This window comes from Methylothermaceae bacteria B42, assembly GCA_001566965.1.
Classification (GTDB): domain Bacteria; phylum Pseudomonadota; class Gammaproteobacteria; order Methylococcales; family Methylothermaceae; genus Methylohalobius.
Genome location: LSNW01000006.1, coordinates 48236 through 73156, shown reverse-complemented (window position 1 = coordinate 73156; position 24921 = coordinate 48236). Strand labels below are relative to the sequence as shown.

Annotated in this window: 20 protein-coding genes and 1 tRNA gene; 12 read left to right on the top strand and 9 right to left on the bottom strand. The window is 51.3% G+C overall.

Annotated elements, in window-relative coordinates; all coding sequences use genetic code 11:
• Window positions 1–3: 3 nt before the first annotated feature.
• Window positions 4–1371: an exodeoxyribonuclease VII large subunit gene (locus AXA67_04075; GenBank protein KXJ41778.1), complete on the bottom strand. Its 1368-nt coding sequence runs from the start codon at window positions 1369–1371 to the stop codon at window positions 4–6.
• Window positions 1371–1766 (bottom strand): RNA-binding protein, encoded by a 396-nt coding sequence (locus AXA67_04070; protein ID KXJ41777.1) that lies wholly within the window; start codon window positions 1764–1766, stop codon window positions 1371–1373. Before AXA67_04070 ends, AXA67_04075 begins: the two co-directional genes overlap by 1 nt.
• Window positions 1767–1850: 84 nt before the next feature.
• Between AXA67_04070 and AXA67_04065 the strand changes: the two genes are divergently transcribed.
• Window positions 1851–2234 carry a hypothetical protein gene (locus tag AXA67_04065; protein ID KXJ41776.1) on the top strand — a complete coding sequence of 128 codons (384 nt, stop codon included), beginning with the start codon at window positions 1851–1853 and terminating at the stop codon, window positions 2232–2234.
• Between the two features lie 3 nt (window positions 2235–2237).
• Window positions 2238–4022 carry a hypothetical protein gene (locus AXA67_04060; protein KXJ41775.1) on the top strand — a complete coding sequence of 595 codons (1785 nt, stop codon included), beginning with the start codon at window positions 2238–2240 and terminating at the stop codon, window positions 4020–4022.
• A gap of 122 nt (window positions 4023–4144) precedes the next feature.
• On the opposite strand, the gene ispH is transcribed toward AXA67_04060, so the two are convergent.
• Entirely contained in the window at window positions 4145–5089 is a 945-nt protein-coding gene (ispH, locus tag AXA67_04055; GenBank protein ID KXJ41816.1) for a 4-hydroxy-3-methylbut-2-enyl diphosphate reductase, read from the bottom strand.
• A 20-nt stretch (window positions 5090–5109) separates the two neighbouring features.
• A complete protein-coding gene (locus AXA67_04050; GenBank protein ID KXJ41774.1) occupies window positions 5110–5598 on the bottom strand; it encodes a ribonuclease in 489 nt (162 codons plus the stop codon).
• 166 nt (window positions 5599–5764) lie between these two features.
• Here AXA67_04050 and AXA67_04045 point away from each other — a divergent pair, with 166 nt between their 5' ends.
• The 6 genes from AXA67_04045 to AXA67_04020 all read left to right on the top strand — a co-directional run bounded on the left by AXA67_04045 (window position 5765) and on the right by AXA67_04020 (window position 12684).
• The gene (locus AXA67_04045) at window positions 5765–6010 is read left to right on the top strand and encodes an RNA chaperone Hfq (protein ID KXJ41773.1); all 246 of its coding nucleotides are present in this window, start codon (window positions 5765–5767) and stop codon (window positions 6008–6010) included.
• A gap of 21 nt (window positions 6011–6031) precedes the next feature.
• Window positions 6032–7294 carry a GTPase HflX gene (locus AXA67_04040; protein ID KXJ41772.1) on the top strand — a complete coding sequence of 421 codons (1263 nt, stop codon included), beginning with the start codon at window positions 6032–6034 and terminating at the stop codon, window positions 7292–7294.
• Window positions 7295–7731: 437 nt separating this feature from the next.
• Window positions 7732–8913, top strand: a complete 1182-nt coding sequence (locus AXA67_04035; GenBank protein KXJ41771.1) for an HflK protein — start codon at window positions 7732–7734, stop codon at window positions 8911–8913.
• On the top strand, window positions 8913–9791 hold the full coding sequence (locus AXA67_04030; GenBank protein ID KXJ41770.1) for a protease modulator HflC: 879 nt from the start codon (window positions 8913–8915) through the stop codon (window positions 9789–9791). The genes AXA67_04035 and AXA67_04030 overlap by 1 nt, the downstream gene beginning before the upstream one ends.
• 93 nt (window positions 9792–9884) lie before the next feature.
• A complete protein-coding gene (hisZ, locus tag AXA67_04025; protein KXJ41769.1) occupies window positions 9885–11075 on the top strand; it encodes an ATP phosphoribosyltransferase regulatory subunit in 1191 nt (396 codons plus the stop codon).
• A gap of 316 nt (window positions 11076–11391) precedes the next feature.
• Complete coding sequence (locus AXA67_04020; GenBank protein ID KXJ41768.1) at window positions 11392–12684, top strand: adenylosuccinate synthetase; 1293 nt, start codon at window positions 11392–11394, stop codon at window positions 12682–12684.
• Between the two features lie 220 nt (window positions 12685–12904).
• Here the strand turns inward: AXA67_04020 and AXA67_04015 are convergent.
• Window positions 12905–12991: transfer RNA gene (locus tag AXA67_04015), tRNA-Leu, on the bottom strand.
• A 137-nt stretch (window positions 12992–13128) separates the two neighbouring features.
• Between AXA67_04015 and AXA67_04010 the strand changes: the two genes are divergently transcribed.
• The 4 genes from AXA67_04010 (at window position 13129) to AXA67_03995 (ending at window position 18540) form a co-directional block, all read left to right on the top strand.
• A complete protein-coding gene (locus AXA67_04010; GenBank protein ID KXJ41815.1) occupies window positions 13129–15420 on the top strand; it encodes a ribonuclease R in 2292 nt (763 codons plus the stop codon).
• The gene (locus AXA67_04005; GenBank protein KXJ41767.1) at window positions 15417–16190 is read left to right on the top strand and encodes a 23S rRNA methyltransferase; all 774 of its coding nucleotides are present in this window, start codon (window positions 15417–15419) and stop codon (window positions 16188–16190) included. Before AXA67_04010 ends, AXA67_04005 begins: the two co-directional genes overlap by 4 nt.
• A gap of 131 nt (window positions 16191–16321) precedes the next feature.
• Window positions 16322–17713 (top strand): class II fumarate hydratase, encoded by a 1392-nt coding sequence (gene aspA, locus AXA67_04000; GenBank protein KXJ41766.1) that lies wholly within the window; start codon window positions 16322–16324, stop codon window positions 17711–17713.
• On the top strand, window positions 17710–18540 hold the full coding sequence (locus tag AXA67_03995; protein ID KXJ41765.1) for a hypothetical protein: 831 nt from the start codon (window positions 17710–17712) through the stop codon (window positions 18538–18540). The genes aspA and AXA67_03995 overlap by 4 nt, the downstream gene beginning before the upstream one ends.
• Here the strand turns inward: AXA67_03995 and AXA67_03990 are convergent.
• From AXA67_03990 to AXA67_03975, 4 genes are all read right to left on the bottom strand, one after another.
• Window positions 18521–19120 (bottom strand): hypothetical protein, encoded by a 600-nt coding sequence (locus AXA67_03990; GenBank protein ID KXJ41764.1) that lies wholly within the window; start codon window positions 19118–19120, stop codon window positions 18521–18523. The two genes, AXA67_03995 and AXA67_03990, sit on opposite strands and share 20 nt — an antisense overlap.
• A gap of 24 nt (window positions 19121–19144) precedes the next feature.
• Window positions 19145–22042 (bottom strand): hypothetical protein, encoded by a 2898-nt coding sequence (locus AXA67_03985; GenBank protein ID KXJ41763.1) that lies wholly within the window; start codon window positions 22040–22042, stop codon window positions 19145–19147.
• Between the two features lie 5 nt (window positions 22043–22047).
• Complete coding sequence (locus tag AXA67_03980; GenBank protein KXJ41762.1) at window positions 22048–23631, bottom strand: hypothetical protein; 1584 nt, start codon at window positions 23629–23631, stop codon at window positions 22048–22050.
• Between the two features lie 300 nt (window positions 23632–23931).
• The gene (locus AXA67_03975) at window positions 23932–24921 is read right to left on the bottom strand and encodes a hypothetical protein (GenBank protein KXJ41761.1); all 990 of its coding nucleotides are present in this window, start codon (window positions 24919–24921) and stop codon (window positions 23932–23934) included.

The following is a 24921-nucleotide window of genomic DNA, read 5'->3' as shown; positions in this document are numbered from 1 at the left end:
CATTTAGTCATTCTCAATTACCTCTTTGACTTCACATAATAAACTACCCTGGGCCAGACGGGTGTGAACCTTTTTCCCTTCCCTGGTTTGCGATGCTTGGGTAATGACGTGGCCTGTTTTGGGGTCAGTGACAATGGCATAACCCCTGGAAAGGGTGGCCAGCGGGCTGACCGCGTCCAAAGCCCGGCCAAGTTCCGCCAGGCGGGCGTGTTTCAATTGCAGGTGCCGGCTCAATGAGTCTTTTAAACGATGGGTGGATTGCTGCAAGCGGTTATTTTCGATATGGATACGCCGGCTTGGATGGTGCCCTAGCAATTTGGCCCAATGAAGGTCGAGCCGCTGCCCGCGCGTGGTTAACAACGTGTGGATAGATTGACGCAATCTTATTTCCAGTTCATCCAGCCTTTGCATCCAGTCTAGCAGACGTCTGGCGGGATGGGTTTGATTCAAGCGGGTAAGCAGCCAACGGTATTGTTGCCGGACTTGTTTCAAGCGTTGCTGTTGTAGCTGAATCAGGCGTTTTTCCAATGCCGCCAACTGTTGCGCCAGCGCCTGGCTATCGGGACTGACGGTTTCCGCCGCGGCAGATGGGGTAGGGGCGCGGCAGTCGGCGGTAAAGTCGGCGATGGTGAAGTCAATTTCATGGCCAATGCCAGTGACGATAGGGATTTGGCTGGCATGAACCGCCCGGGCGACTTGTTCTTCGTTAAAGGGCCAAAGGTCTTCCAGGGAACCACCGCCACGCACCAACAATAGAACATCGCACTCGCGGCGCTGGTTGGCGATTTTAATCGCGGCGCTGATTTCCTGTTTGGCGCCTTCGCCTTGAACCGAACAGGGGTAAATAATGACTTCGAGACCAGGAAATCGGCGCTGGAGGACGGTTAAGACATCGCGGATGGCGGCGCCGGTGGGGGAGGTGATGATGCCGATTTTTTCCGGCCAGGGGGGGATGGGAAGTTTGCGTTCGGAATCAAACAGCCCTTCCTTTGCCAGCTTTTTTTTGAGGGCTTGAAAGGCGCGCCGAAGGGCGCCAGCGCCGGCTTCTTCCATAACCTCAACCTGCAACTGGAAATCGCCTCGGATTTCGTAGAGGCTGACCTGGGCCAGCACTTGCACCTGCATGCCGTTTTCCGGGGTAATATCCAATTGCGATTGTTGGCGCCGGAACATGGCGCAGCGCACCTGGGCCTTTGAATCCTTCAAGGTAAAGTAAAGATGGCCGGATGCGGGACGGGACAGGTTGGAGATTTCCCCTTCCACCCACAATTTGGGGAAGCTGTCAGCCAACAACCATTTCACTTCCCGGTTGAGACGGGAGACTGAATAAACGTCACGCTCAGGCGTTAGGGAGGTAAAGACAGAAACCATTAATCCACAATCCGTTTGAAGCGGTGGATTTGGCGCCGTTGTTTTTTGTCTGGCCGCCGTTGTGGGTGGTCCATGGCGCTTTTTTCCGCTCGCCGGCGGGCGACTTCCTCCTGTCTTCGGGCATGACTTTCCGGGCTTTCTTCATATAATAACGCGGCTTCCTTGGCGGGGCGGCGTTGGGTGTTGAGGGCGACGACGGTGATTTCCCAACTGTAAGGTTCCTTGGTGATTTCAATTCGGCTGCCGGGCGCGATTTCCTTGCTGGGTTTGACGCGCTGCCCATCCACGTGGACCTTGCCGCCTTTGATGGCTTCTGTCGCCATGGCCCGGGTCTTGAAAAAGCGGGCGGCCCAAAGCCATTTGTCGAGACGCATTTTTGCTAACGGTTCGTTCATGGTGATGAATGTGACAAAGTTGAAGTAATAATGCCAGAATATCGGGGCCGGTTGTGAGTGGATTTTTGTTTGTCGAGGTGGTGCATGAATCTTGAGAAGGTCATTTTCGGCTTTTTTATCGTATTGGCGCTGACGCTGAATTTTGGTTTTTTCCTGGGGGAATTAGACAACCCGCAATACCACAATGTTTTTGAATTGTTCATTTTAGTGGTTGTGAACCTGATTGCCACAGGTCTCAAATTGGGGGATCGCACCCAGATCGGCGCCATTTTGCTTTCCACCAGCTTGGTGGCTGACATGGAACTGATTGCCGCTTCCATTTATTGGACCGTAGTGGTTCATGTGACGAAAACCGGGCTGACGCCGGATGTGACCGCGAGCATCGTTTCCTTGAGTGGCGGCGCTCTGGTGGCCAATATCGTTTCCGTCATTATGGTAGTTGCCGAGACCTTGATGCTGAGGCGTTAGACTGTGCCAACTGTCCCCCAAAGCAATCCGGTCACCTATATCATCCTGCGTGAAATGCGCACGCCTTTGTTGGTGTTGATTTGCGTCTACGCCCTGGCAATTATTGGCATGGCGCTGGTGCCAGGAAAGACCGGCCAGCCCATGAGCCTTTTCCATGCTTTTTATTTTGTCATGTACACCGCCACCACCACAGGCTTTGGGGAAATACCGGAAGAATTCAGCGATGCCCAAAGGATCTGGGCCATTATTTGTCTGTTTGTCACGGTCATTGTCTGGTTGTACGCCATTGGCGCCATTATACGGTTGCTACAGAATCGTTTTTTCCAATTGGCGGTAGATGAAATGCGATTTACCCGGGCAGTGAATCGTTTGCCTGGTAAATATTATATCCTCTGTGGCTTTGGGGATACTGGTAGCCTGTTGGCCCGCGGTTTGAGCGATGCTGGGATTCCCGCGGTGGTTCTTGATAAAGATGAAAACCGGATCAAGGCGTTGCAACTTCGCGATTATACCGTCCCCATGCCTGGGCTTTGCTGCGACGCCAGTGTACCGAGGTTTTTGATTGAAGCGGGGGTGGAATCTCCCTTGTGCATGGGGGTGATAGCCTTGACCCATGACGAGGAAGTCAATTTAAAAATTGCGGCGGTTTCTCGGTTGTTGAATCCAGATGTTCGTATTATCGCCATGTCCGCTTCCGCATTCCATGAAGAAACCTTGGCAACCTTGGGAAAAGACACCCATTTCGTCGATCCCTTCAAGGTGTTTGCCAAGGGATTGGGGGCGGCGATTGGCAATCCCTGGCTCTATGTGCTCAATGAGTGGCTGTCCCGGGCCAAGGGGGTTTCTTTGGAAAAGAGATTGCATTTGCCCCCTAAATCAGAAGGACACTGGATCATCTGCGGATATGGGCGGATGGGCAAAGAGTTATACAAGATATTAAGCAGCATTGGAATTTCTACTGCCATTATTGACCCTCATCCGCCGGAAGAGGACATAGAAATATATATCCGCGGCCGCGCGACTGCCAAAACCTTAAAAGCAGCGGGGATAGACCGGGCGGTAGGGATTGTGGCGGCCAATGATGATGATGGCCACAATTTGAGCATTTTGATCAATGCCAGAGGCCTGCATCCTGATATTTTCATGATAGTGCGGCAAAACCGTCACCATAACGAAATTGCCTTTAGCGCCGCCAATGCCGATATTATCATGCAGCCTTCCCTGGTGACCGCGCGTAGAATTTTATTCATGCTGCAAGCGCCTTTGCTGCGTCCATTCTTTCTGTTTTTGCTTCAAACCTATCAGGACAATCCTCAATTCATGGAGACATTGTTCCAGCGCTTGAAGGCAGTTTTTGGGAAAGCCAAACCCCATTTATTTACCCTCAATCTCGTGCCTGAGAATGTTTCGGCGCTGGCGACTGCTTGGGGGCAGGGCGCGGAAATTAAACTCGGCGATATTCTGCGCGATCCCCGTGACCGGACAAGTCGTTTGCCCATCGTCCCATTCGTTCTGAGAAAAGGACAGAAATTGATTTTTTTACCTGACGATAACGTTATTTTAGAGGAAAGGGATCAATTGCTGTTGTGTGGGACGGAGTTGGCATTTCGCTTGTTGGATGCCAGTCTCAATAATATCTATATGTTGTTCTATTTAGTCACTGGCCGGGAAATGCCCCGCGGATATTTCATGCGTTGGCTGCGCCGCAAGTTGGAAGGCGCGGAAGTGGAAAGTTGGCAAGTCCGTAGGGAAGAGTCATTCACCGTAGAGTCGCAGAGATTTTTATAATAGTGTGGTTTAAACCCATAGTCTATACCGTAGGGAACCGAAATCACGGACCATCCCAAAAAATCACTTTGTTTTTAAAAATTTCTGCGCCCTCTGTGACTCTGCGGTGAAATTCAAATCGTTCAAGCAGTTTTTTGCAGCCCTTTGGGCACCGAGAAGACCACCTTTTCTTCCACGCCTGGGGTTTCTTCTACCATCTGACCGCCCCACTCGCGAAGCTTGGCAATGACCTGTTGCACCAAAATTTCCGGGGCTGAAGCGCCCGCTGTCACACCGACGGTTTTGGCGTTTTCCAGCCAATCCTTTTGTAACTGGCTGGCGTCATCCAGAAGATAGGCTGATTTACCCAGTTTTTCGGCAATTTCCCGCAGGCGGTTGGAATTGGAGCTATTGGGGGAACCCACCACTAGCATGACATCGCAGTTTCGGGCCAGCTTTTTGACCGCATCCTGCCTGTTTTGGGTGGCATAACAAATGTCTTCCTTCTTTGGCCCCATGATATTGGGAAAACGCCGTTTTAAAGCGTCGACAATAGCCTGGGTATCATCCATAGAAAGCGTGGTTTGGGTGACATAAGCCAAGTTGTTTTCATCATGAACTTGAAGCTTGTCCACATCTTCCGGTTTTTCCACCAAGTAGATGCCGCCGTTAGGATTATCGGTTTGATATTGCCCCATGGTGCCTTCCACCTCAGGGTGGCCGGCGTGACCGATGAAAATTATTTCATGGCCGGCCTTGGCGTGGCGATGGACTTCGATATGCACTTTGGTCACCAAAGGACAGGTAGCATCGAATACTTTAAGATTGCGACCTTTGGCTTCTTCTTGTACTTTTTTGGAAACACCGTGGGCACTGAAAATCAACGTTGCGCCTTCAGGGACATCGGCCAGATCTTCAATAAAGATCGCACCCCGGCGGCGCAGGTTTTCTACTACATAGCGATTGTGGACAACCTCGTGCCGGACATAAACAGGGGCTCCAAAGGCGTCTATGGCCCGTTCAACGATTTCAATGGCCCTGTCGACACCAGCACAGAAACCTCTAGGATTGGCAAGTAAAATTTGCATATATATTTCCGCAATAATTTTCAAAGGAGTGGGTGTTGAGAGACAATAATACCGTCTTCATCGGCATAGAGAAAATGGCCGCTGCGAAAATTGACCCCGGCAAAGGTGATTAGCACGTCCCGCTCGCCGAGTCCACGTTTATGGCTTTTCAAGGGATGGGTATGTAAAGCGCGGATGCCAATGGGCATCTGATTGATTGCCGCCGAATCGCGGATGCATCCATAAATCACAATACCTGCCCAACCATTGTCAATCGCCAATTGGGCGAGATTATCCCCGAGCAGGGCGCAACGGTGAGAGCCGCCGCCGTCAATGACTAAAACCTTGTTGTTCCCAGGCTCTTTTAAGGCCTCCTGGACTAACACGTTGTCTTCAAAGGTTTTGAGGGTGGCGATTCGGCCGCCGAATGCTCGGTTGCCGCCAAAGATTTGAAGCATGGGCTCGGCAATTTGAAAGTGTTCAGTATCGGCGAAGCGGTCACATAAATCCGCGGTTTTGATTTGTTTCATAAAAAATGAACCTGCTTAACTGAAACGGCTCTAAATTTATTCAAATATGTTGTGTTTATGATACGGGTGATTGGCGAATTTTGACAGAATCTGTTTTAATACCAACTATTCCCGTGCTCCAGTGGTACCGCTTCCGCAGCGATAGATAAGAACAAGGAGAAAGAGGATGTCTAAGGGCCAGAACTTACAAGATCCATTTTTAAATACGCTTAGAAAAGAACATATTCCTGTATCCATATATTTGGTGAATGGAATCAAGCTCCAGGGCAAAATTGATTCCTTTGATCAATACGTTATCATGCTCAAAAATTCCGTCAATCAGATGGTGTATAAACACGCCATTTCTACCATTGTACCGGCCCGTCCTGTACGTATTCCCCATGCCGGGGAAGAAGGCGAAAAGAACGAATGAGCCTGTTTTTCCCATTTATCCATGCAATTTTTTGAACGGCCCGGCGCGGGTGAGCGCGCTGTTTTGGTTCATCTTGCCACCACATTTGATGCCGAAGATCTAAACGAGCTAGAAGCGTTAGCGCAATCTGCCGGCGCCGAGCCAGTAGCAGTTATTCAAGGCAGCCGCCGTCAGCCTGATCCCCGTAATTTTATTGGCAAAGGGAAACTGGAAGAATTAAAACGGGCTGTTTCCGAATATGACGCCCAGCTGGTTTTATTCAATCATGCATTGACGCCTAGCCAGGAACGTAACCTCGAGAAAGAGCTTGCTGTTCGGGTGGTGGATCGGACTGGGCTAATTCTTGATATCTTCGCTCAAAGAGCAAGATCCTACGAAGGCAAGCTTCAAGTAGAACTGGCGCAATTACGGCACTTGGCCACCCGGTTGGTGCGGGGGTGGACTCACTTGGAGCGGCAAAAAGGGGGTATCGGGTTACGGGGGCCCGGGGAAACTCAGTTGGAAACGGACCGCCGTTTGATTGGTCAACGGATTCGTCAAATTCAACAGCGCCTGCGTAAAGTGGCCAAACAGCGCGAACAGGGCAGAAACGCCCGGAAAAAGGCTGAACTGCCAACCGTTGCCTTAGTGGGATATACCAACGCCGGCAAATCCACATTGTTCAACCGCATGACGCAGTCGCGAGTCTATGCGGCAGATCAACTGTTCGCTACCTTGGATTCCACCTTGCGCCGTATAGAACTTGGCGGCGGTAATGCCGCCATTTTGGCGGACACCGTGGGTTTTATTCGCCATTTGCCCCATGAGCTGGTGGCGGCTTTCCGTTCCACACTTCAAGAAACTTGCGAAGCGGAAGTGGTTTTGCACGTGATTGATGCCAGTGCAGAGCGGCGCCAGGAAAATATCGACGCAGTTAATGGTGTTCTTAAAGAGTTGGGCATCGACCAGAACCGGGTGATAGAAGTATTCAATAAAATTGATCAAATGCAGCGGCCTTCCCGCATTGACTATGATGAGACGGGCCGTCCAAGTCGGGTGTGGTTGTCTGCTAAAACCGGCGAGGGCATTGAGTTGTTACTGCAAGCGCTGACGGAAGTCGTCGCGGCAGACAAGATCCGCGCCAAGTTACATCTGGTGCCTGCCCAAGGCCGTCTCCGGGCTCAGCTTTTCAGGTTTGGCAACGTTTTGCGTGATGAGGTGGGCGATGATGGTGGCTGGGATATGGAGGTGGAATTGCCGCGCAAACATCAATTATTGCTCGATTCGATTGAATGTCAGCCCTAATTGGCTAGTGGATCGTATTTGAGAATATTTAATGGGATACAGCATTTAGTATCCATCAAAGGGATGTTTGTTTTTTCTGATGAAATTACAAACAAGCATTTTTTTGTGGTTCCCGCTAAAATAGCGCCCTAATTGACAAAGTGTTGGGGCGGGTTCCAATTGCAAATGCCCATGATCCCAACGGATAACGCGGCTAAAAATCATGACAATGGATTGCCAGCGGGTTCCGCAATATTTTTTGATGCTCTATAGTGTTAAGCAGACAGGAGCATAGCGTATTTGAAGTTGGCTGAGAGGCTAAGATGATATTTTAAGGAAATGCTGAATAATTCAGTGATTCCTTAAGTTTTAGCGTGCAGTGAAATAAAACTAAAGGCTAGTGTAATCAACATTTCATTGCCGGATTAACAATTCATATTTATTGTAGGAGCGTAGGCATGTCCTGGAACGAACCGGGTGGGGGAAAAAAAGATCCTTGGAGTGGCCAAGACCAATCAGGTGGGCCACCGGATCTTGAAGAGGTGATTCGATCACTTCAGGAAAAGATTGGGGGGATCTTTGGCGGTGGCAAAGGTGCGCCTTCTGATTCAGCGTGGTTGATATGGTTGTTGGTTGGCGTGGTTTTACTTCTCTGGCTGGCGTCAGGGATGTATATCGTCCAGGAAGGTAATCGAGGCGTCGTGACCCGGTTTGGGAAATATACCGAAACCACTATGCCCGGCCTGCACTGGCACTTGCCGTTTCCTATAGAAGCGGTGGAAATTGTCGATGTGGAGCACCAAAGATTTTTGGAGCTGGGTTATCGTTCCGGTGGCCGGCAGCAAGCTTTGGGGTCTGTACCGCAAGAGGCATTAATGTTGACCGGGGACGAGAACATTGTTGATGTCAGACTGGCGGTGCAATACACCATCAGCAATGCCAGGGACTTTTTATTTAATATCAAGGGGCCTGAAAAGACTTTGCGGGAGGTCACTGAAAGTGCGTTGCGTGAGGTCGTTGGCCGTCACACCATGGATTTTGTCCTGACCGAAGGGCGCAGTGAGATTGCCGCCGAAGTCAAAAAGTTGATTCAGGAAATCATAAACACTTATCAATCAGGTATTGCCATTGCTACCGTGAATCTCGTGGACGCGCAGCCGCCTGAGGAAGTCCAGGGTGCTTTTGAAGACGCTATTAAAGCCCGGGAAGATAAGCAACGCTTTATCAACGAAGCCCAGGCTTATGCAAACGAGGTTATTCCAAAAGCCCGCGGGCAAGCGGCGAGAATCCTGGAGGAAGCCCAAGGTTACAAACAGAAGATTGTTGCCAAGGCGCAAGGGGAAGCCAGCCGTTTCGTGCAAATTCTGGCCGAGTACGAACAGGCGCCAGAAGTCAACCGCATTCGGATGTACCTGGATGCCTTGGAATCGGTGCTGGGTAAAACAGACACGGTTATGGTGGATGTCAAAGGTGGCAACAATCTGCTTTATCTGCCACTGGATAAATTTCAGTCCAGAGCGCAGGGACCGAAAGCCCAGTCAGCGCCTGTTACCAGTCAGGAAGCCGCGCGCAGGCTGTTGCAACAACGACAACCGACGCTGCGCCGCAGCGTGCGTGGCCGTGAAGGGAGGGGACGTTAATGGCACAGAGTAAATTTAGCTTGGGACTGCTGGTCCTACTAATGCTGTTGGGTTACGGATCGGTGTTCACCGTCCATGAAACGGAAAAAGCAATTAAGTTCCGTTTCGGAGAAATTGTGCGCTACGATTACGAGCCTGGCCTGCATTTCAAGGTGCCGGTGCCGGTGTGGAACAGTATTAAAAAGTTCGACGCCCGGATATTGACCCTGGATTCCAAGCCTGAACGTTTCTTGACTTCGGAAAAGAAAAACGTAATTGTGGATTCTTTCGTCAAATGGCGGGTGAATAACGTCAAGACCTTTTACATTACAGTGGGAGGCGATCCCAGGCAGGCGAACATTCGCTTGGACCAGATCATCAAGGATGAACTACGCAGCGAGTTTGGGAAACGCACCATTCGTCAATTAGTGGCGACTGACCGCGAAGCTATCCGTCAGATCCTGCTAAAGGCTACCAAGCCCATTGCGGACCGATTGGGGATTAACATCATTGATATCCGCATCAAACGGATTGATCTGCCGCCCCAGGTTTCCAGTTCGGTGTACCGGCGGATGGAATCAGAACGGGCCCGGGTAGCGCGGGAATTCCGATCTCAAGGTATGGAAGCGGCGGAACGAATTCGCGCGGATGCAGATCGCCAGAGAGAAGTCATTGTGGCGGAAGCGTTACGCGATGCGGAAAAGACTCGAGGTGAAGGGGATGCCGTGGCGGCGGATATTTATGCCAAGGCTTTCGATAAGAACCGTGAGTTCTATTCCTTCTACCGGAGTCTGAGTGCTTATCAGAAGACTTTTTCCCAGGAAGGCGACATGATTATTCTTGAGCCTACCTCAGACTTCTTCAAGTACTTCAAACACGCCAAACCGGTACAGAAGTAACGGGTCAGGGCCGGGATCCCCCGGCCCATTCCTCTGTGTCTTTTATGTTTGTTTGTTAGGCAGTTAGATCTGCGTCTGAGATAATCAAAGCCTATGGCTATTCATCATTTGCCGGTGGAACGTTGGCTCTTGCCAGATGGCATCGAAGAGTTGTTGCCCAGTGAGGCCCAGCGGATAGAGCTACTTCGCAGGCGGTTGCTCGACGCGTTTGCGTCATGGGGTTATGAGCAGGTCATCCCACCCTTGATCGAATTCTTAGATTCGCTCTTGATTGGCGCGGGCCATGATCTGGAGATGCAAACCTTTAAACTGAGCGATCCTGCCAGTGGCCGGTTGCTTGGGCTTCGGGCCGATATGACGCCTCAGGTGGCCCGCATCGATGCCCATAATCTGAAGCGAGAAGGGCCGACGCGGCTTTGTTATGCAGGGCCGGTGCTCCATGCCTATGGCGATGCTTTGGATACCTCCCGTAGTCCTATGCAAATTGGGGCGGAGCTTTATGGTTGCTCGGATATCGAGGCGGATTTGGAAGTGATTCGTTTAATGCTGGAAACTTTGGCCCAAGCCGGCGTGCTGAATGTTCATTTGGATTTGGGACACGTTGGAATCTATCGCAGCCTTGCCGGCCAAGCTGGTTTGGATTGCCAAGACGAAGAAAGCTTGTTCGCAATTTTACAGCGCAAATCCAAGCCGGACTTGGTGGAATTTTTGCAGGATTACGATTGCCCCTCTGCAATCAAGGAAATGTTGGTTGCTTTGGTAGACCTGAATGGTTCATTCGAGGTTTTGACCCAGGCGCGAAAAACCCTTGCCCATGCCAGCGATACTGTGAGTCATGCCATCGCTATGCTCGAAACGACAGCCCTGAATTTGAGAAATCGGCTTCCAAGCCTTCCCGTTCATTTCGATTTGGCTGAACTGCGCGGATATCATTATCACACCGGCCTTGTTTTCGCTGCGTTAGTGCCTGGATTTGGCAAGGAAATCGCCCGTGGCGGACGCTATGACGCTATTGGAAAAGCCTTTGGCAGAGCCCGGCCTGCGGTAGGTTTCAGTACGGACCTAAAACTTTTGTTACGGTACAGTTCGGCGCTTGAAATGCCAGAGTCCAAACGCGTCCTTGCGCCGCCGATAGACGACCCTGATTTACTGGATAAGGTGCATCAGCTTCGACAACAGGGGTGGCAAGTGATTCAAGCACTTCCTAATTGCGAAGCCGACAACATTGACTGTCATTATCAATTGGTGCCGGGGGAAAATGGCTGGGAAGTGGTATCTAAATAACTGATGTTACGCACGTTCATTCCGTGTTATCCTCCCCCTCCCCAGCCCTCCCCCGCTTGCGGGGGAGAGGGCAAGGGTGGATTCCCTGACCCTGCCGTGCCGGCGAGGAAGGGAATGGACTGTTTTCTAGCCTTCATCTATAACGATGGGAGCGGCGTAAAACCAAGTGCTGCCTCCCCTCTCCCTGTGGGAGAGGGCATTCCGGGCAAGTGCGTAACATCAGTAAATAATTTTGCCCATAAACTTAGCGCAGTCAAGGTGCCAAGCTTTTATAGGCGTGAAAGAAATTACTGAACTTTAATGTGAATATTGGTAAATGAGCAAAACTGTCATTGTCATCGGTACGCAGTGGGGAGATGAGGGCAAAGGAAAGATTGTCGATTGGTTGACCGATCGCGCCAATGCCGTGGTCCGTTTCCAGGGCGGGCACAACGCTGGCCATACGTTGGTTATCGATGGGCGGAAAACGGTGTTGCACCTGATTCCTTCTGGCGCTTTGCATTCAGGCGTCGAATGCTTGATTGGCAACGGCGTGGTGCTGTCCCCTTCCGCCCTCCTGGAAGAAATCGAATGCTTGGAACAGGCGGGTGTGGATATCAGAAGCCGGCTGAAAATCAGCGCCGCTTGCCCTCTGTTGTTGCCAGTTCACGTGGCTTTGGATCAAGCCCGGGAAAATGCCCGCGGCGAGCAAGCCATCGGCACCACTGGGCGTGGCATTGGTCCCGCCTATGAAGATAAAGTCGCCCGTAGAAGTTTGCGGGCCGAAGATTGGCGCGATTCTAAAATTCTGGCGGAAAAATTGAAACAATTGTTGGATTACCACAATTTTATTCTCAAATATTATTTTCAGGCGCCTGCCATTGACTATGACAAGGCTCTGGATGAATTGACGGCTTGGGGAGAAGTTTTGACTCCATTGGTGTGCGATCTTTCCGCGCGCCTGCAAACCTTGCGGCAAGAAGGGGCGGATCTTTTGTTCGAAGGCGCGCAGGGTGCTTTGCTCGATATCGATCATGGCACTTATCCTTATGTCACCTCCTCCAATACCACGGCGGGTGGGGCGACTTGCGGTTCCGGCCTGGGGCCGCTGGATTTTGATTATGTGTTGGGAATCACCAAGGCTTATTCCACCCGGGTTGGCAACGGGCCTTTTCCCACGGAATTGCACGATGAGGTGGGCCGCCATCTAGCGGAAAGGGGCCATGAATTTGGCGCGACTACCGGCCGTCCCCGTCGCTGCGGATGGTTTGACGCAGTGGCGATGTGCAAATCCGCCAGCCTGAACAGCCTGTCGGGAATTTGTTTGACCAAGTTGGATGTGTTGGATGGGCTGAAGGAAATTGGCATCTGCGTTGCTTATGAGCTGGATGGTGAACGGATAGAAGGAACGCCCATGGGCGCGGGAGATTATGCCCGTTGCCAGCCGGTGATTGAAACCCTTCCCGGGTGGCAGGAATCCACCGTCGGGATTACCCAGATGGATCATTTGCCCCAAAATGCCTTACGGTATATCCGGCGGATTGAATCGCTGTTGCAAGTTCCCGTGGTGATCCTTTCCACCGGCCCGGATCGCAACCAAACCATTGTTTTGGAACATCCTTTCGGGTAAAAAGACAAGAGGTTTTGCTGGATGCTACTGAGGTGGGTCGGCATCCCTTCCGTAGGCGGATGGTCGGCCCTAGAGACGGGTTAACAGTGTCTTGTGAAGGGAAAACAGGCACATTATTTATCTGCTGATTAATTCTCTTTCCGGTTGGCAGAGGGTTTTTATGGCAGGTTTGCCAAAGCAAAGCCAAAGGGATTTAACTTTCAAAAAGAGAATTTTATAGTGGTGCCGAGGAGAGGACTTGAACCTCCACGGGGTTTCCCCCACATGGACCTGAACCATGCGCGTCTACCAGTTCCGCCACCTCGGCCAAGCCAAAAAATATATCTTTTCCGTGTTAGTATGTCAACCTAGATAATTTACCCAATAAGTGATATGGCCAGGCCCTCAAAAAATAGCAAAAACGAAAAAAAGAAAAAATCCAAGAAAAACAAAAGTGAGAAGCATATAAAGACCAAACAAGCTTCGGCTTCTCATTCCGCCAAACCACGCCAGTTCAAAATTCCAGATCCTCAAGCCAAAAGAGAGGCGCGCAAATACGAGCGTCCCATCCCCAGCCGGGAGTTAATTCTTTCGGTACTCGAAGAAAAAGGCATCCCTCTATCTTTTGAAGAAATTGCGGAGACCCTTGGAGTCCACGATGAAATTGATCGTGAATCCCTGGAGCGGCGTCTGAAAGCCATGGAACGCGACGGGCAACTCCTACGCAATCGGAAGGGCAGGTATTGCCTGATTAACCTGCGGGATTTAATTACCGGCCGGGTAATAGGACACCCTGACGGTTTTGGCTTTTTGAAGCCAGAAGTAGGAGAAGAAGACCTGTTTTTATCACCCCGGGAAATGCGTTCGGTAATCCACGGTGACAAAGTAGTGGTTTGCGTCCGCGGCATTGATCGCCGGGGACGCAAAGAAGCCAGCATTGTAGAAGTGCTGGAACGCAATACCCAGCGGGTGGTGGGCCGTTTGTTTGTGGAAGGCGGGGTGGCCTATGTCATTCCCGACAATAAACGGATTACCCAAGATATTCTGATTCCTCAAGAACACATTAATGGCGCCAAGCCCGGCCAAATAGTCGTCGCGGAAATCCTCGAACAACCTTCCAAACGCCAGCGCCCCATCGGCCGGATCATCGAGGTGCTGGGGGAACACATGGCCCCTGGCATGGAGATCGAAGTGGCAATTCATGCCTTCGATATTCCCTGTGAATGGCCTGAAGCAGTCCTGGAAGAAGCCAGGCAGTTTGGTAAAAAAGTACCGGAAAAAGCCAAGCAAGGCCGGGTAGACCTGCGTCAACTGCCTTTGGTCACAATAGACGGCGAAGATGCCCGAGACTTTGACGATGCGGTATTTTGCCAGCCAACACCCAAGGGATGGCGGGTTTTGGTGGCCATTGCCGATGTGTCCCACTACGTCCAGCCTGAAATGGCCATTGACGAAGAAGCCTTGAAGCGGGGCAACTCGGTCTATTTTCCCCAGCAAGTGATTCCCATGTTGCCCGAAGTGCTCTCCACAGGCCTGTGCTCTCTCAACCCCCACGAAGATCGGTTGTGCATGGTCTGTGAGATGATGATCAATCGGGAGGGGCGGGTGATCCGGTCCAAATTCTTTGAAGGTGTCATGCGTTCCCATGCGCGGCTGACCTATACCGAAGTGGCCGCCATGCTAGTGGATAAAAAGAAGTCGGTGCGCAAAAAATACCAGGCACTGTTGCCGCACCTGGAAAACCTCTACAAGGCTTATCAGGCGCTTAGGGCGCAGAGAGAAAAGCGCGGCGCCATGGATTTTGATACCGATGAATATAAAATCATTTTTGGCGAAGGCCGCAAGATTGAGAAAATTGTGCGGGTGGAACGCAATGATGCCCACAAGTTGATTGAAGAGTGCATGATTTCCGCCAATGCCGCCGCCGCCCGGTTTTTGGATCGCAAGAAAATTCCCTATTTGCGCCGGGTGCATGAAGGTCCGGACCCGGAAAAAGTGGCGGATGTGCGGCAATTTTTGTCTGAACTGGGATTAAAGCTGTCAGGTGGTGATAAGCCGGCTCCAGGTGATTTTATGGCGGTCTTGAAAAAAGCCCAGGGACGTCCCGATGCCCATTTGATCCAAACCCTGATGCTTCGAACTTTGCCTCAGGCCATCTACAGTCCGGAGAAAAAAGGCCATTTCGGCTTGGCCTTGGATGCCTACACCCATTTCACCTCCCCGATCCGCCGATACCCCGATCTGTTGGTGCATCGGGCGATACGTCATGTGCTGCGCGGCGGTAAGCCTGAGGATTTCGATTACTCGGAAATCGAGTTGAAGGCCATCGGTGAACACTGCTCCATGACCGAACGGCGCGCTGACGAAGCCACCTGGGATGTCATCGCCTGGCTCAAGTGTGAATACATGCAAGACAAGGTGGGGGAGGAGTTCGAAGGAGTCATTTCTGCGGTGACTTCCTTCGGATTTTTTGTGGAGCTCAAGGAAATCTATGTGGAGGGTCTGGTTCACATTGCTACACTGGGCCAGGACTTCTACCATTACGATCCGGTCAGGCATTGTTTGAAGGGTGAACGGACCCATATCACCTACCGGGTAGGGGACGTGGTTACCGTGAAAGTGGCGCGGGTGGATCTGGATGAACGAAAAATTGATCTGGAATTGATTTCGCCGCTGGCCCCGCCCAAGCCCGGCAAGGCCCAGACGAAATCCCGGCGCAGGAAGCGGAGCAGCCGTAAAAAAGCGACTGCGGCATGAGCCGGCAGGTTTTATATGGCCTGCATTCTGCCCGGGCAGTCTTGAGCCATGCGCCGGAACGGGTCATACGCGCCTGGGTGGATGCCCAGCGCCGGGATCCGGCGCTGGAAAAACTGCGCCGGCAAATAGCGGCGTGCGGCATTCCCCTCGAAAATGCTGATCGTAAGCGCCTGGATCAAATCGCCGGGGATAGCCATCATCAGGGGGTTGTGCTGGAAACCGTTCCTCCCAAGGCGTTGGGTGAAGCTGATTTGGAGGCACTCATTGAAACTGTAAAACAGCCTTTATTTTTGGTGCTGGATCAGGTTCAGGATCCTCACAATTTAGGAGCGTGTCTTCGCACCTGTGACGCCGTGGGCGTGTCAGGTGTGATTTTACCCAGGGACCGGACCGTTGGCTTGACGCCAACCGTTTGCAAAGTGGCCAGTGGCGCCGTCGAAACCGTACCTTTATTCCGGGTAACCAATCTGGCCCGGACACTGCGACAGCTAAAAGCCGCCAATATTTGGATTGCCGGCGCCGAAGGAGAGGCAGAGCAGACGGTTTTTGACGCGGATTTATCCGGGCCGTTGGCGTTGGTGATGGGGGCGGAAGGGAAGGGGCTGCGCCGGTTGACCCGGGAATCCTGCGATTTTTTGGTTAAACTGCCCATGAAGGGGGCGGTGGAAAGCTTGAATCTTTCGGTGGCTGCCGGAGTAATGCTATACGAAACGCTGCGGCAGCGTGAATATCAGCATCGGGCATTGGGGGAAGGTATTCGGGGACGCTGAGAACCCATCCCTGGGCGCTTGGACGCGACCATCCAGGTCGCGTACACCCCGAATACCCTCCCCCAATGCCGCACAGTTACAGACAAAAATTCCTGTTATATACAGTATCAATATCAATTGGGTTCATAGAGATGACAGAAAAAGCATTTCGAATCGAGCGGGACAGCATGGGGGAACTGGAGGTGCCAAAAACCGCTTTGTACGGCGCCCAGACCCAAAGAGCGGTCAATAATTTCCCTATCAGTGGTCTTAGGATGCCGCCGGCGTTTATTGATGCGGTGGTCTTGATCAAAAGTACCGCGGCGGAAGTCAATAAAGATTTAGGGCTTTTGGACAGCAAGATTGCCAATGCCATTGTGCAGGCGGCCCAAGAAATTCTAGAGGGCAAATACCGTGACCAATTCCCCGTGGATGTATTCCAGACTGGGTCAGGCACCAGCACCAACATGAATGTCAACGAGGTCATTGCCCATCTGGCCAGCCAAATCAGCGGGGAAAAGGTCAATCCCAACGATCACGTGAATATGAGCCAGAGCAGTAATGACACCATTCCCACCGCAATCCATCTCAGCGCCGTGCGGGGCATTCACCATCATTTGTTGCCGGCTCTGGCGCATTTATCCCAAATGATTGGGCAACGCGCGCAAGCGCTGGACGGCATTGTCAAAACCGGGCGTACCCATTTGATGGACGCCATGCCGGTCCGTTTGGGACAGGAGCTGAGCGGCTGGAAAGCGCAGGTCGATTCCGATAGCGCACGGCTTGAAAGCAGTCTGCCAAGGTTATACAAAATCGCCCAAGGCGGCACTGCGGTGGGAACCGGCATCAATGCGCATCCTAAGTTTGCTCCCCGGTTTGCGGCCAGGCTCGGCAAACTGACAGGTTTTCCCTTCCAGCCTAACGACACCTTTTTTGAAAGCCTAAGTTGCCAGGACACCGCGGTAGAGGTTTCTGGACAATTGAAAACCACCGCCGTCAGCCTGATGAAAATCTGTAACGATCTGCGCTGGATGAATTCTGGTCCCTTGGCTGGGTTGGCGGAAATAGAATTGCCCGCCCTGCAACCGGGTAGCTCCATTATGCCGGGCAAGGTCAACCCCGTGATTCCAGAGGCGGTTTGCATGGTGGCTGCCCAGGTCATAGGCAACGATGCAACCATTACTGTCGCGGGGCAATCGGGTAATTTTCAGCTGAATGTGATGTTGCCGGTCATTGCCTATAACTTGCTGCAAAGTATCGAAATCCTTGGCCATGGCGCCAGGGTATTGGCGGATAAAGCGGTGAGGGGATTTCAGGTCAAGGAAGAAAATCTGGCCAAACCTTTGGCCAAGAACCCCATATTGGTGACCGCCCTGAATCCCGTGGTCGGTTATGCCAAGGCGGCTGAAATCGCAAAAAGAGCCTACAAGGAAGGCCGGCCGATTATTGATGTGGCGGCGGAAATGACGGATTTATCCCGGCAGGAACTGGAAAAACTGCTGGATCCCACACGCTTGACTGAAGGAGGCATTGTTGGGGCATGAGTGATAACTTAATCTTGAGCGAGCTGTATCTTTATCCAGTGAAATCTCTGCGCGGCATTGCCGTACAGGCATGGGAAGTGGATAGCTTCGGACTGCGTTTCGACCGGCGCTGGATGGTGGTGGATCAAAATGGCCGTTTTCTGACCCAGCGCCAGTTGCCTCACATGGCTAAAATCGGTACCGCCATCGATCCGGGAAGCGGCGCATTGACTTTGAATCATCCCCAATTGGGAGAAATGCAGGTTCCCAACGCGCCGGAAGCGGTATCCCGTAAGGAAGTGACGGTTTGGCGCAGCCATGTCAAGGCGGTTTTGGTCGATCTTGCCGTGGATGCATGGTTGAGTGAAGCCATTGGCAAACCTTGCCGGCTGGTTTGGTTCCCTGACGACGAAGTCCGGCAAGTCAATCTCAAACACGCCCGCAAGGGAGAGAAAACCGCGTTTTCCGACGGCTATCCGTTTTTGCTGATTGGCCAGGGATCTTTGGACGACCTCAACAGCCGCTTGCCAGAACCTGTCTCCATGCGCCGTTTCCGGCCCAATCTGGTCGTCTCGGGCTGTCAGCCCTATGCAGAGGATGCCTGGAAAAGAATTGCCATTGGCGGCATTCCATTTCGTATTGCCAAGCCTTGTTCCCGGTGTGTCGTCACCACAGTCGACCCTGACAGCGGGGAGAAAACCGGTAGCGAACCGCTCCAGACTTTATTTTCGTACCGTAAGCACGGCAATGAGGCTTGGTTTGGCCAAAATGCCATTCACGAGGGGCAGGGAAGGTTAAAGGTGGGAGATAGTGTCGAAGTGATGGAGGTCAATGCCAAGACACCATAAAACCCAGAAGGAAGACATTGGCGTTAATGCCATTATTGGGCAATCTGGTGCCAGCGTTTGACATATGATGAAACCGCCATCCGGCGTTAAACGCTAAGTTTTTTGTCAGTCTAACGTTAGCACCAATACCTACTTGAGGGTAGAACACCAAGCCATCGTCCTGGTCCCGTAAGTCGAAGTCTAAATATCCCATGCCAATTCCGGCTTCCAAGTAAGGCGACCAGCGCCGCCAGTGGCGGGCGTTGTAACGCAGAATTAATGCACCGCCTGCGGAAAACCCAGAATTCCCGGGCGCTTGTTGGTGGAAATATTCCGCTTCCAAGATGGCGTCTAGATTTCCTTGATACCAGCGGCCAGTTCCTACCAGGCCGGAAATATCCATACCAATCTGTGGCAAAATAGCAATATATTCTGCTCTCCGGCCATCACCATTGCCGGAAAACCCCAAAGAAAACCCCTCTCCCCAGCCAGCCTGAAGCCCAATAAATTTTCTTCCCGGTTGCCAATTATCAGAAGCATTGGCAGGAGGGATGACGCACATAACACTCATGCTAAAAATGATACGGAATAACAAGCGCATAGCTGTTCTCATTGTTGAGGATAATCAATTGAGCGAAATCTGAGTGTCGAAGCAGACATCCAGTAATCTGCCGATTCTTTCCGCCGGCTGGGGATGGCTGATAAAAAACCCCTGGACCTCATCGCATCGTTGAGTCTTCAGAATTTCCAGTTGCTTATGCGTTTCCACCCCTTCGGCAACCACGTCCAAACCGATAGCGTGGGCCATGGTAATAATGGCTTGGGTGATGGCCTTGGTATGGGGGTCGTCAGCAATGCTGGTGACAAAGGATTGGTCGATTTTGAGCTGGTCGGCGGGGATTTTCTTCAGGTAACTCAAGGAAGAGTAGCCGGTGCCAAAGTCATCAATGGAGATGGAACCGCCCATATCCCGAAAATATTTCAAGAATTGGATGGAATGATCAAAATCTTGCAACAAAACGCCTTCGGTAATCTCAAGTTTCAGGCAAGTTGGATTAATCTGTGTTTCCTCCATTATGTGCCGGATCATAGGCATTAAATTGGTGTCGGCGAATTGACGAGGGGAAAGATTGATTCCCATGGATATGGGGTATTTGTGTCGGGTTTGCCAAATTTTCATCTGCTGGCAAGCCTGGCGTAATACCCACTCTCCCAAGGGGATAATTAGGCCGGTTTCTTCCGCCAAAGGAATGAATTTTGCCGGTGAAACCCGGCCAATTTCAGGGTGTTCCCAGCGCACCAGGGCTTCCACACCCACAATTTTTCCAGAGGCCAGATGAACCTGGGGTTGGTAGTAAAGTTCAAGAGCGTCATGCTCCAAGGCATGGCGCAGCGCTTTTTCCAATCCCAACTGCTCCACAATCTGCTCGTTCATTGCCTGGGAGAAGAATTGGAAATTGTTGCGGCCCATTTCCTTGGCCCGGTACATGGCAATATCCGCATGTTTTAAAAGCGATTCCACGTCGTGCCCATCCTTGGGGTACAAACTGATACCAATGCTGCATGAAAGATAAATTTTATGACTATTAATCTGAAAGGGCTTGGATAGGGCATCCAGTAGCTTTTGGGCGAGCAAGGCGACTCCGCCGGAGTGATTCAGGTTTTCATAAAGAACGATGAATTCATCACCGCCAATGCGGGCTACCGAGTCAGTTTCCCGGATGACCTTCTTGAGGCGGTCAGCGACTGCAATTAGCAAGGCATCGCCTTCGGAATGACCGAGGCCGTCGTTGATTTTTTTGAAATTGTCCAAGTCAATGAACAGCACCGCGATTTGCTCATTCATTCTGCGGGCGTGGGCGATGGCGTGATTCATCCGGTCCATGATCAAAGTCCGGTTGGGCAAGCCGGTAAGTTCGTCGTGGTGGGCCTGATAAGCTAAGCGTTCTATCAGATTTTTGGTTTCGCTGATATCACTGAAAGCCAGTACCATTCCCTGATTATCGTTACTCCCTTGGCGCAATGTGTTGACTGTCACACGGACTATATGTTCTTTTTGATGGCGATTGGTGAGGATGGTTTGTTGGTCCAGCCTGCTGAATTTGCTCCGCCTGCTGTTTTCCAATAGAGAACGAATGGGAACAGGTTGGCCGTTTTCATTTTTTAAACGAAAAACAGCCTCCAAGGATTGGCCCTTGACTTTGGCAAGGTTGTAACCGGTTAACGATTCTGCCATTTTGTTCATGAATACCACACGGCCACGTCGGTCTGTGGTAATCACACCGTCAGCGATGGAATGCACGGTAATTTCAGCTCTTTCTTTCTCGTGGTGAAGTTGACGTAAAATTGTATCGAGGTGATGCCAACTGCCCGCAAGGAAGCCAAAAAATAGTCCGGATATCGGCAGCGCCGGGCCGGACCAGCGGTGAAAAAACTTTAGCTGGATTGCGCTTGCCATCACTGCCAGAATCATAAGCCCAAGGACAACCAGTGCTGCCCATCGGGGCTGGGTAGCGGCATAGGCTATTAACAATATGGCAACAAGAAATAAGGTAAACACCATTTCCCACCATTGGGGTAAGGGGGTGATAAGAAGGTTGCCCAGTAGTCCATCCAGCACGTTGGCGTGGAATTCCAGAGCGGTCAAGGGTTGAAAGGTGCTGGAAACAGGGGTTGGCAGATTTCCCCCTAATCCGGTGCCAGTGACCCCAATCAGAACATACTTGCCGCGCAGTTGTTCAAGTAATTGATCATTTCTTAGAACGTCCACGTAAGAATAAACCGGAAAAGTACCGGTCGGTCCGGCAAAGGGAACGAGGACGTGATGGTCCCTTACCCACGCTTTGGGTGAGGGATGATCTAGTTTAGTATTGCGGCTACCGGGTAAAGGTTCAGGCATAGCTTCACCTCCTACTTCCAACATTGCCAGAGCTAATGTTGACCACTGAGGGTAGCCAACCCCGGCGCGCAAAAAAAGCCCTCTCGCCAGGCCGTCCATATCCAGCTCCACGTCAACATGGGCGAGTGCCGCCGCTTGCCGGGCCAGGTCTGGTAGAGGGGGATGTGCCGTGATGGCATCAATGACGGCAGGATCTTGCAAATGCAAAACGGGTAGAACCACTTTTCCATTGGCTCGTATTGCTTTTGCGAGCTTTAAGTCACTGTTGTGGTGATTGGGATCTGGTTCCGAGAAGATAAGGCTGAAACCGATGGCAGAGGTTTTGGCTTGGGTCAAACGCTGAATCAACTTGCCGTGAATTGAGCGGGGCCAGGGCCAGCGGCCAAGCGATTGCAAACTTCGGTCATCGATGGCGATAGTGGCGATTTTCGGATTCGGTTCACGAAAGAAGAGGCGCACGGAATAGTCGAAAGCCAATAAATTCCATCGTTGAATAACACCCGAGTGGAAAAGGGCATAGGCAATCAGCAATAAAATCAGCCAAAGCAGGGCCAGTTCTTTGTGGCCCTGACGCTTGGGCAGAACCATCGGTTTTTTCGGCTGGTGAAATATGGATAAACTCATGATCGTCAAGGTACTTTCAAGAGTAAAGGTTGGCTGTAGGGGCCTTCCCATTGGGCATCATAGGTTTTTACCCGGATAAAATAATCCCCATGTTTGAGTGGGGTTAAAAAATATTTCGGTTTATCAAGCAGAATGTCGGCAATGACCATTTCAAACCCACGATCCCAGGCAATTTGGAGCCGGTAACGCGCGTCTTCGTAAGGTGCTTGCCATTGCAAGGCGCTGGGTACGCCATTGGTATTAATAATGTCCATATCAGGTGGCGGAGGCAGGCGGATAAATTCCCGGGCAGGGCTGAAAGGCCCGCGTTTCCCATGGCTGTCAATGGCTGCAACCCGCCAATAATACTTGCCTGGCCGTAAAAATCCGGCGATGTGGCTGATGGCTTGTAGGTGCGATTCATTGATTAGTGGATGGCGAAAATGAAAATCCGATGCTAACTGCAGATGGTAACCAAAGCTTGTTTCAACGGGTCGCCAACGGAAAATGGGTTGATGTGCAAATATTTGGCTGGCGGGTAAGGGTTGCAGTAATTCAGGCGGTGGTGGATGGACATTGACCGTGAAGGGGTGGTAAGCGTCAAAGCCTTCGAGTCCATGCCGGTCCATGGCGCGGATTCTCAAGACATAGCTCCCCTCCGCGAGTCCGGAAACTTTGATTGTGGTGGAAGGATATTCCTGTTCATAAAGGAGTTGAGTAAATTTTTGATTGGGAGCTATTTCCAATAGATAACCAATCGCACCGGTTTTATGGGGAAAGCGAAAATAAAAAGGGTCTCGCTCAAAAGTAGAAGGGACTTGTGTGAGATTGGGCGCGGGCAGCAGTTCGACTGGAGGTAAAGGCTGTCCGCCGGCTTTTGCAGAAGTGCCGAAGCCTTTGGGTATTGTCTGCGTGGCACCACCTGCTGCCACGGCTACTTCCCCTTCGATGACTTCAGAATCAGTCACCTCACCATCAGGTAATGTCTCTACCCTGAAGGCAGTCCCTCTAACCCCTGCCACTGCCGATGGGGTTTTGATTTCAAACCTGGATCCTGGTCCTTTTTTAGGCTTGACCTTGCTTTCGGATTTACCTTTTTTTTGTTCCAGACGGGTATCCACCATTCCGGTGCCTGGGTAAACCTTGAGGTTTTTGAGCTTTACCTGGCCGTTGCTTTTAAGCAGGAAAATCGAGCCATCGTCAAATCGCAGAGTTATATTGGAGGAGGCGTCCGTCTGGATAACAGTACCGGTTGGCAAGAGATCACCTTTGGCCAATTTCCGGGATTTTTGCGCCATGCCGATGGCAGTAACATTGCCGAAAAGATTTAAGACTGAGGCACTGCCTGGAACAATCTTGAGCCATTCCATGGGAACACGGATCTTGGTACCTGGCTGAAGGCGGCGAGGTTGCTTAATGCCATTTAAGGACTGGAGTTTTGGCCATAGATTAATGTCAATAAGAAATTGACGGGAAAGGTTCCACAGATTGTCCCCCCGCTGGATTTCATAAATCCATTCTGCTGATTTTAAGGAGGAGGAAGTAAGACACAAAAATAAAGCAATACAAACTGTTTTGTACCGCACGCCAAAGTGAGGTGGTGGCTTCAATCGATGAATTATTATTCTGTCCCCCCTCAAAACCAGACTAACGTAATAATAAGGCGGCTAACATGAAAGATGGGTTAACACCTTTATATACAATCTTTTTGCAATTGTCTAATGACGGGTGAAATAGCTGATCCCTTTTGGGCGTACCATTTCAGTTTTATGTTAGGGCAACTCTGATTTATTCAGAGTTGCCTGCGGCACAAGGAGGTAGCGCCAAAACCAAGTGAGACAAGCGATTGTTTTGTGGAAAAAACAAGCTGGGCTTGATTAATGGAAGCTAAGGAGAGGATAGCCTATCAGTTAACGCAAATAATTGAATAAAGACAACCCTTGGACTTTGATATAAGACTGCTGCGCCGCTTGCAGGGCGATTTGCTCTGAGTTGAAGCGCCCGATGGCCTCGGCATAGTCCAAATCCTGGGTTTGGGAAAGGGTGGTTTTTATTTCCAGGGCAAATTGTTCATTGACTTGCCGTTGCTGATCCAGAACATTCAAGCGCGCGCCGACACTGGCCCGCACTTCGGTAATCCGTTCCAGGGCATGGTCGAGGTTGGCCAGGGTGCTGTTGAGGAAATCATCGGCGGTTTCAGGAACGCCGTTTGCTGTGTTGGTGTCGTTATCGGCCGGATTGCCTTCCAGCGCCAGGGCAAAGTGGTAAACGATGTTAAAGAGATTATCCTTATTGCCAGTAGCGTCGGCATAATCGCCTTCGGTGGGAATGTCCTCGAATACCGTTTGCCCTGAATCCCCGTCCGCCAGGCGCCGGGTGGCGCTTATTTGCAGCATTCGTTGGTTGGCATCGCCTTGAAATTCGTAAAAGGGAGGTTGGGCGCTGCTTGGCGCATTGGGATAGGGTTGGGTATCGGATTTAAACCCGGCGAACAAGTATTCACCGTTGGCGTCCTTGGTGTTGGCCAGTCCCACCATTTCGTCGAGAAGTTGGCGAACTTCTTTGGCAATGACAGTCTTGTCCTCAGGGCGCAGCACTGCCTGATTATTGGCCTGGACCGCCAATTCCCGAACTCGTTGCACAATATCGGTAGTCGAAGCCAGGGTGGCTTCTTCCAAAGACAAACGATGGGTAGCCACAGTGATATTATCCTGAAATTGTTCTTGTTTGCGCAGCTCTTCCTGCAAGTCGACCGATCTGGCCGCGGCAATGGGATCATCTGACGGTGTCAACACCTTTTTGCCGCTGGCCAATTGCAGCTGGGTTTTGTTGAGTTTGTTTTGTTGATCGAGCAGCGAGTTTATGCTCATTTTCTGCATCAAGTGGGTGGAAAGGCGCAT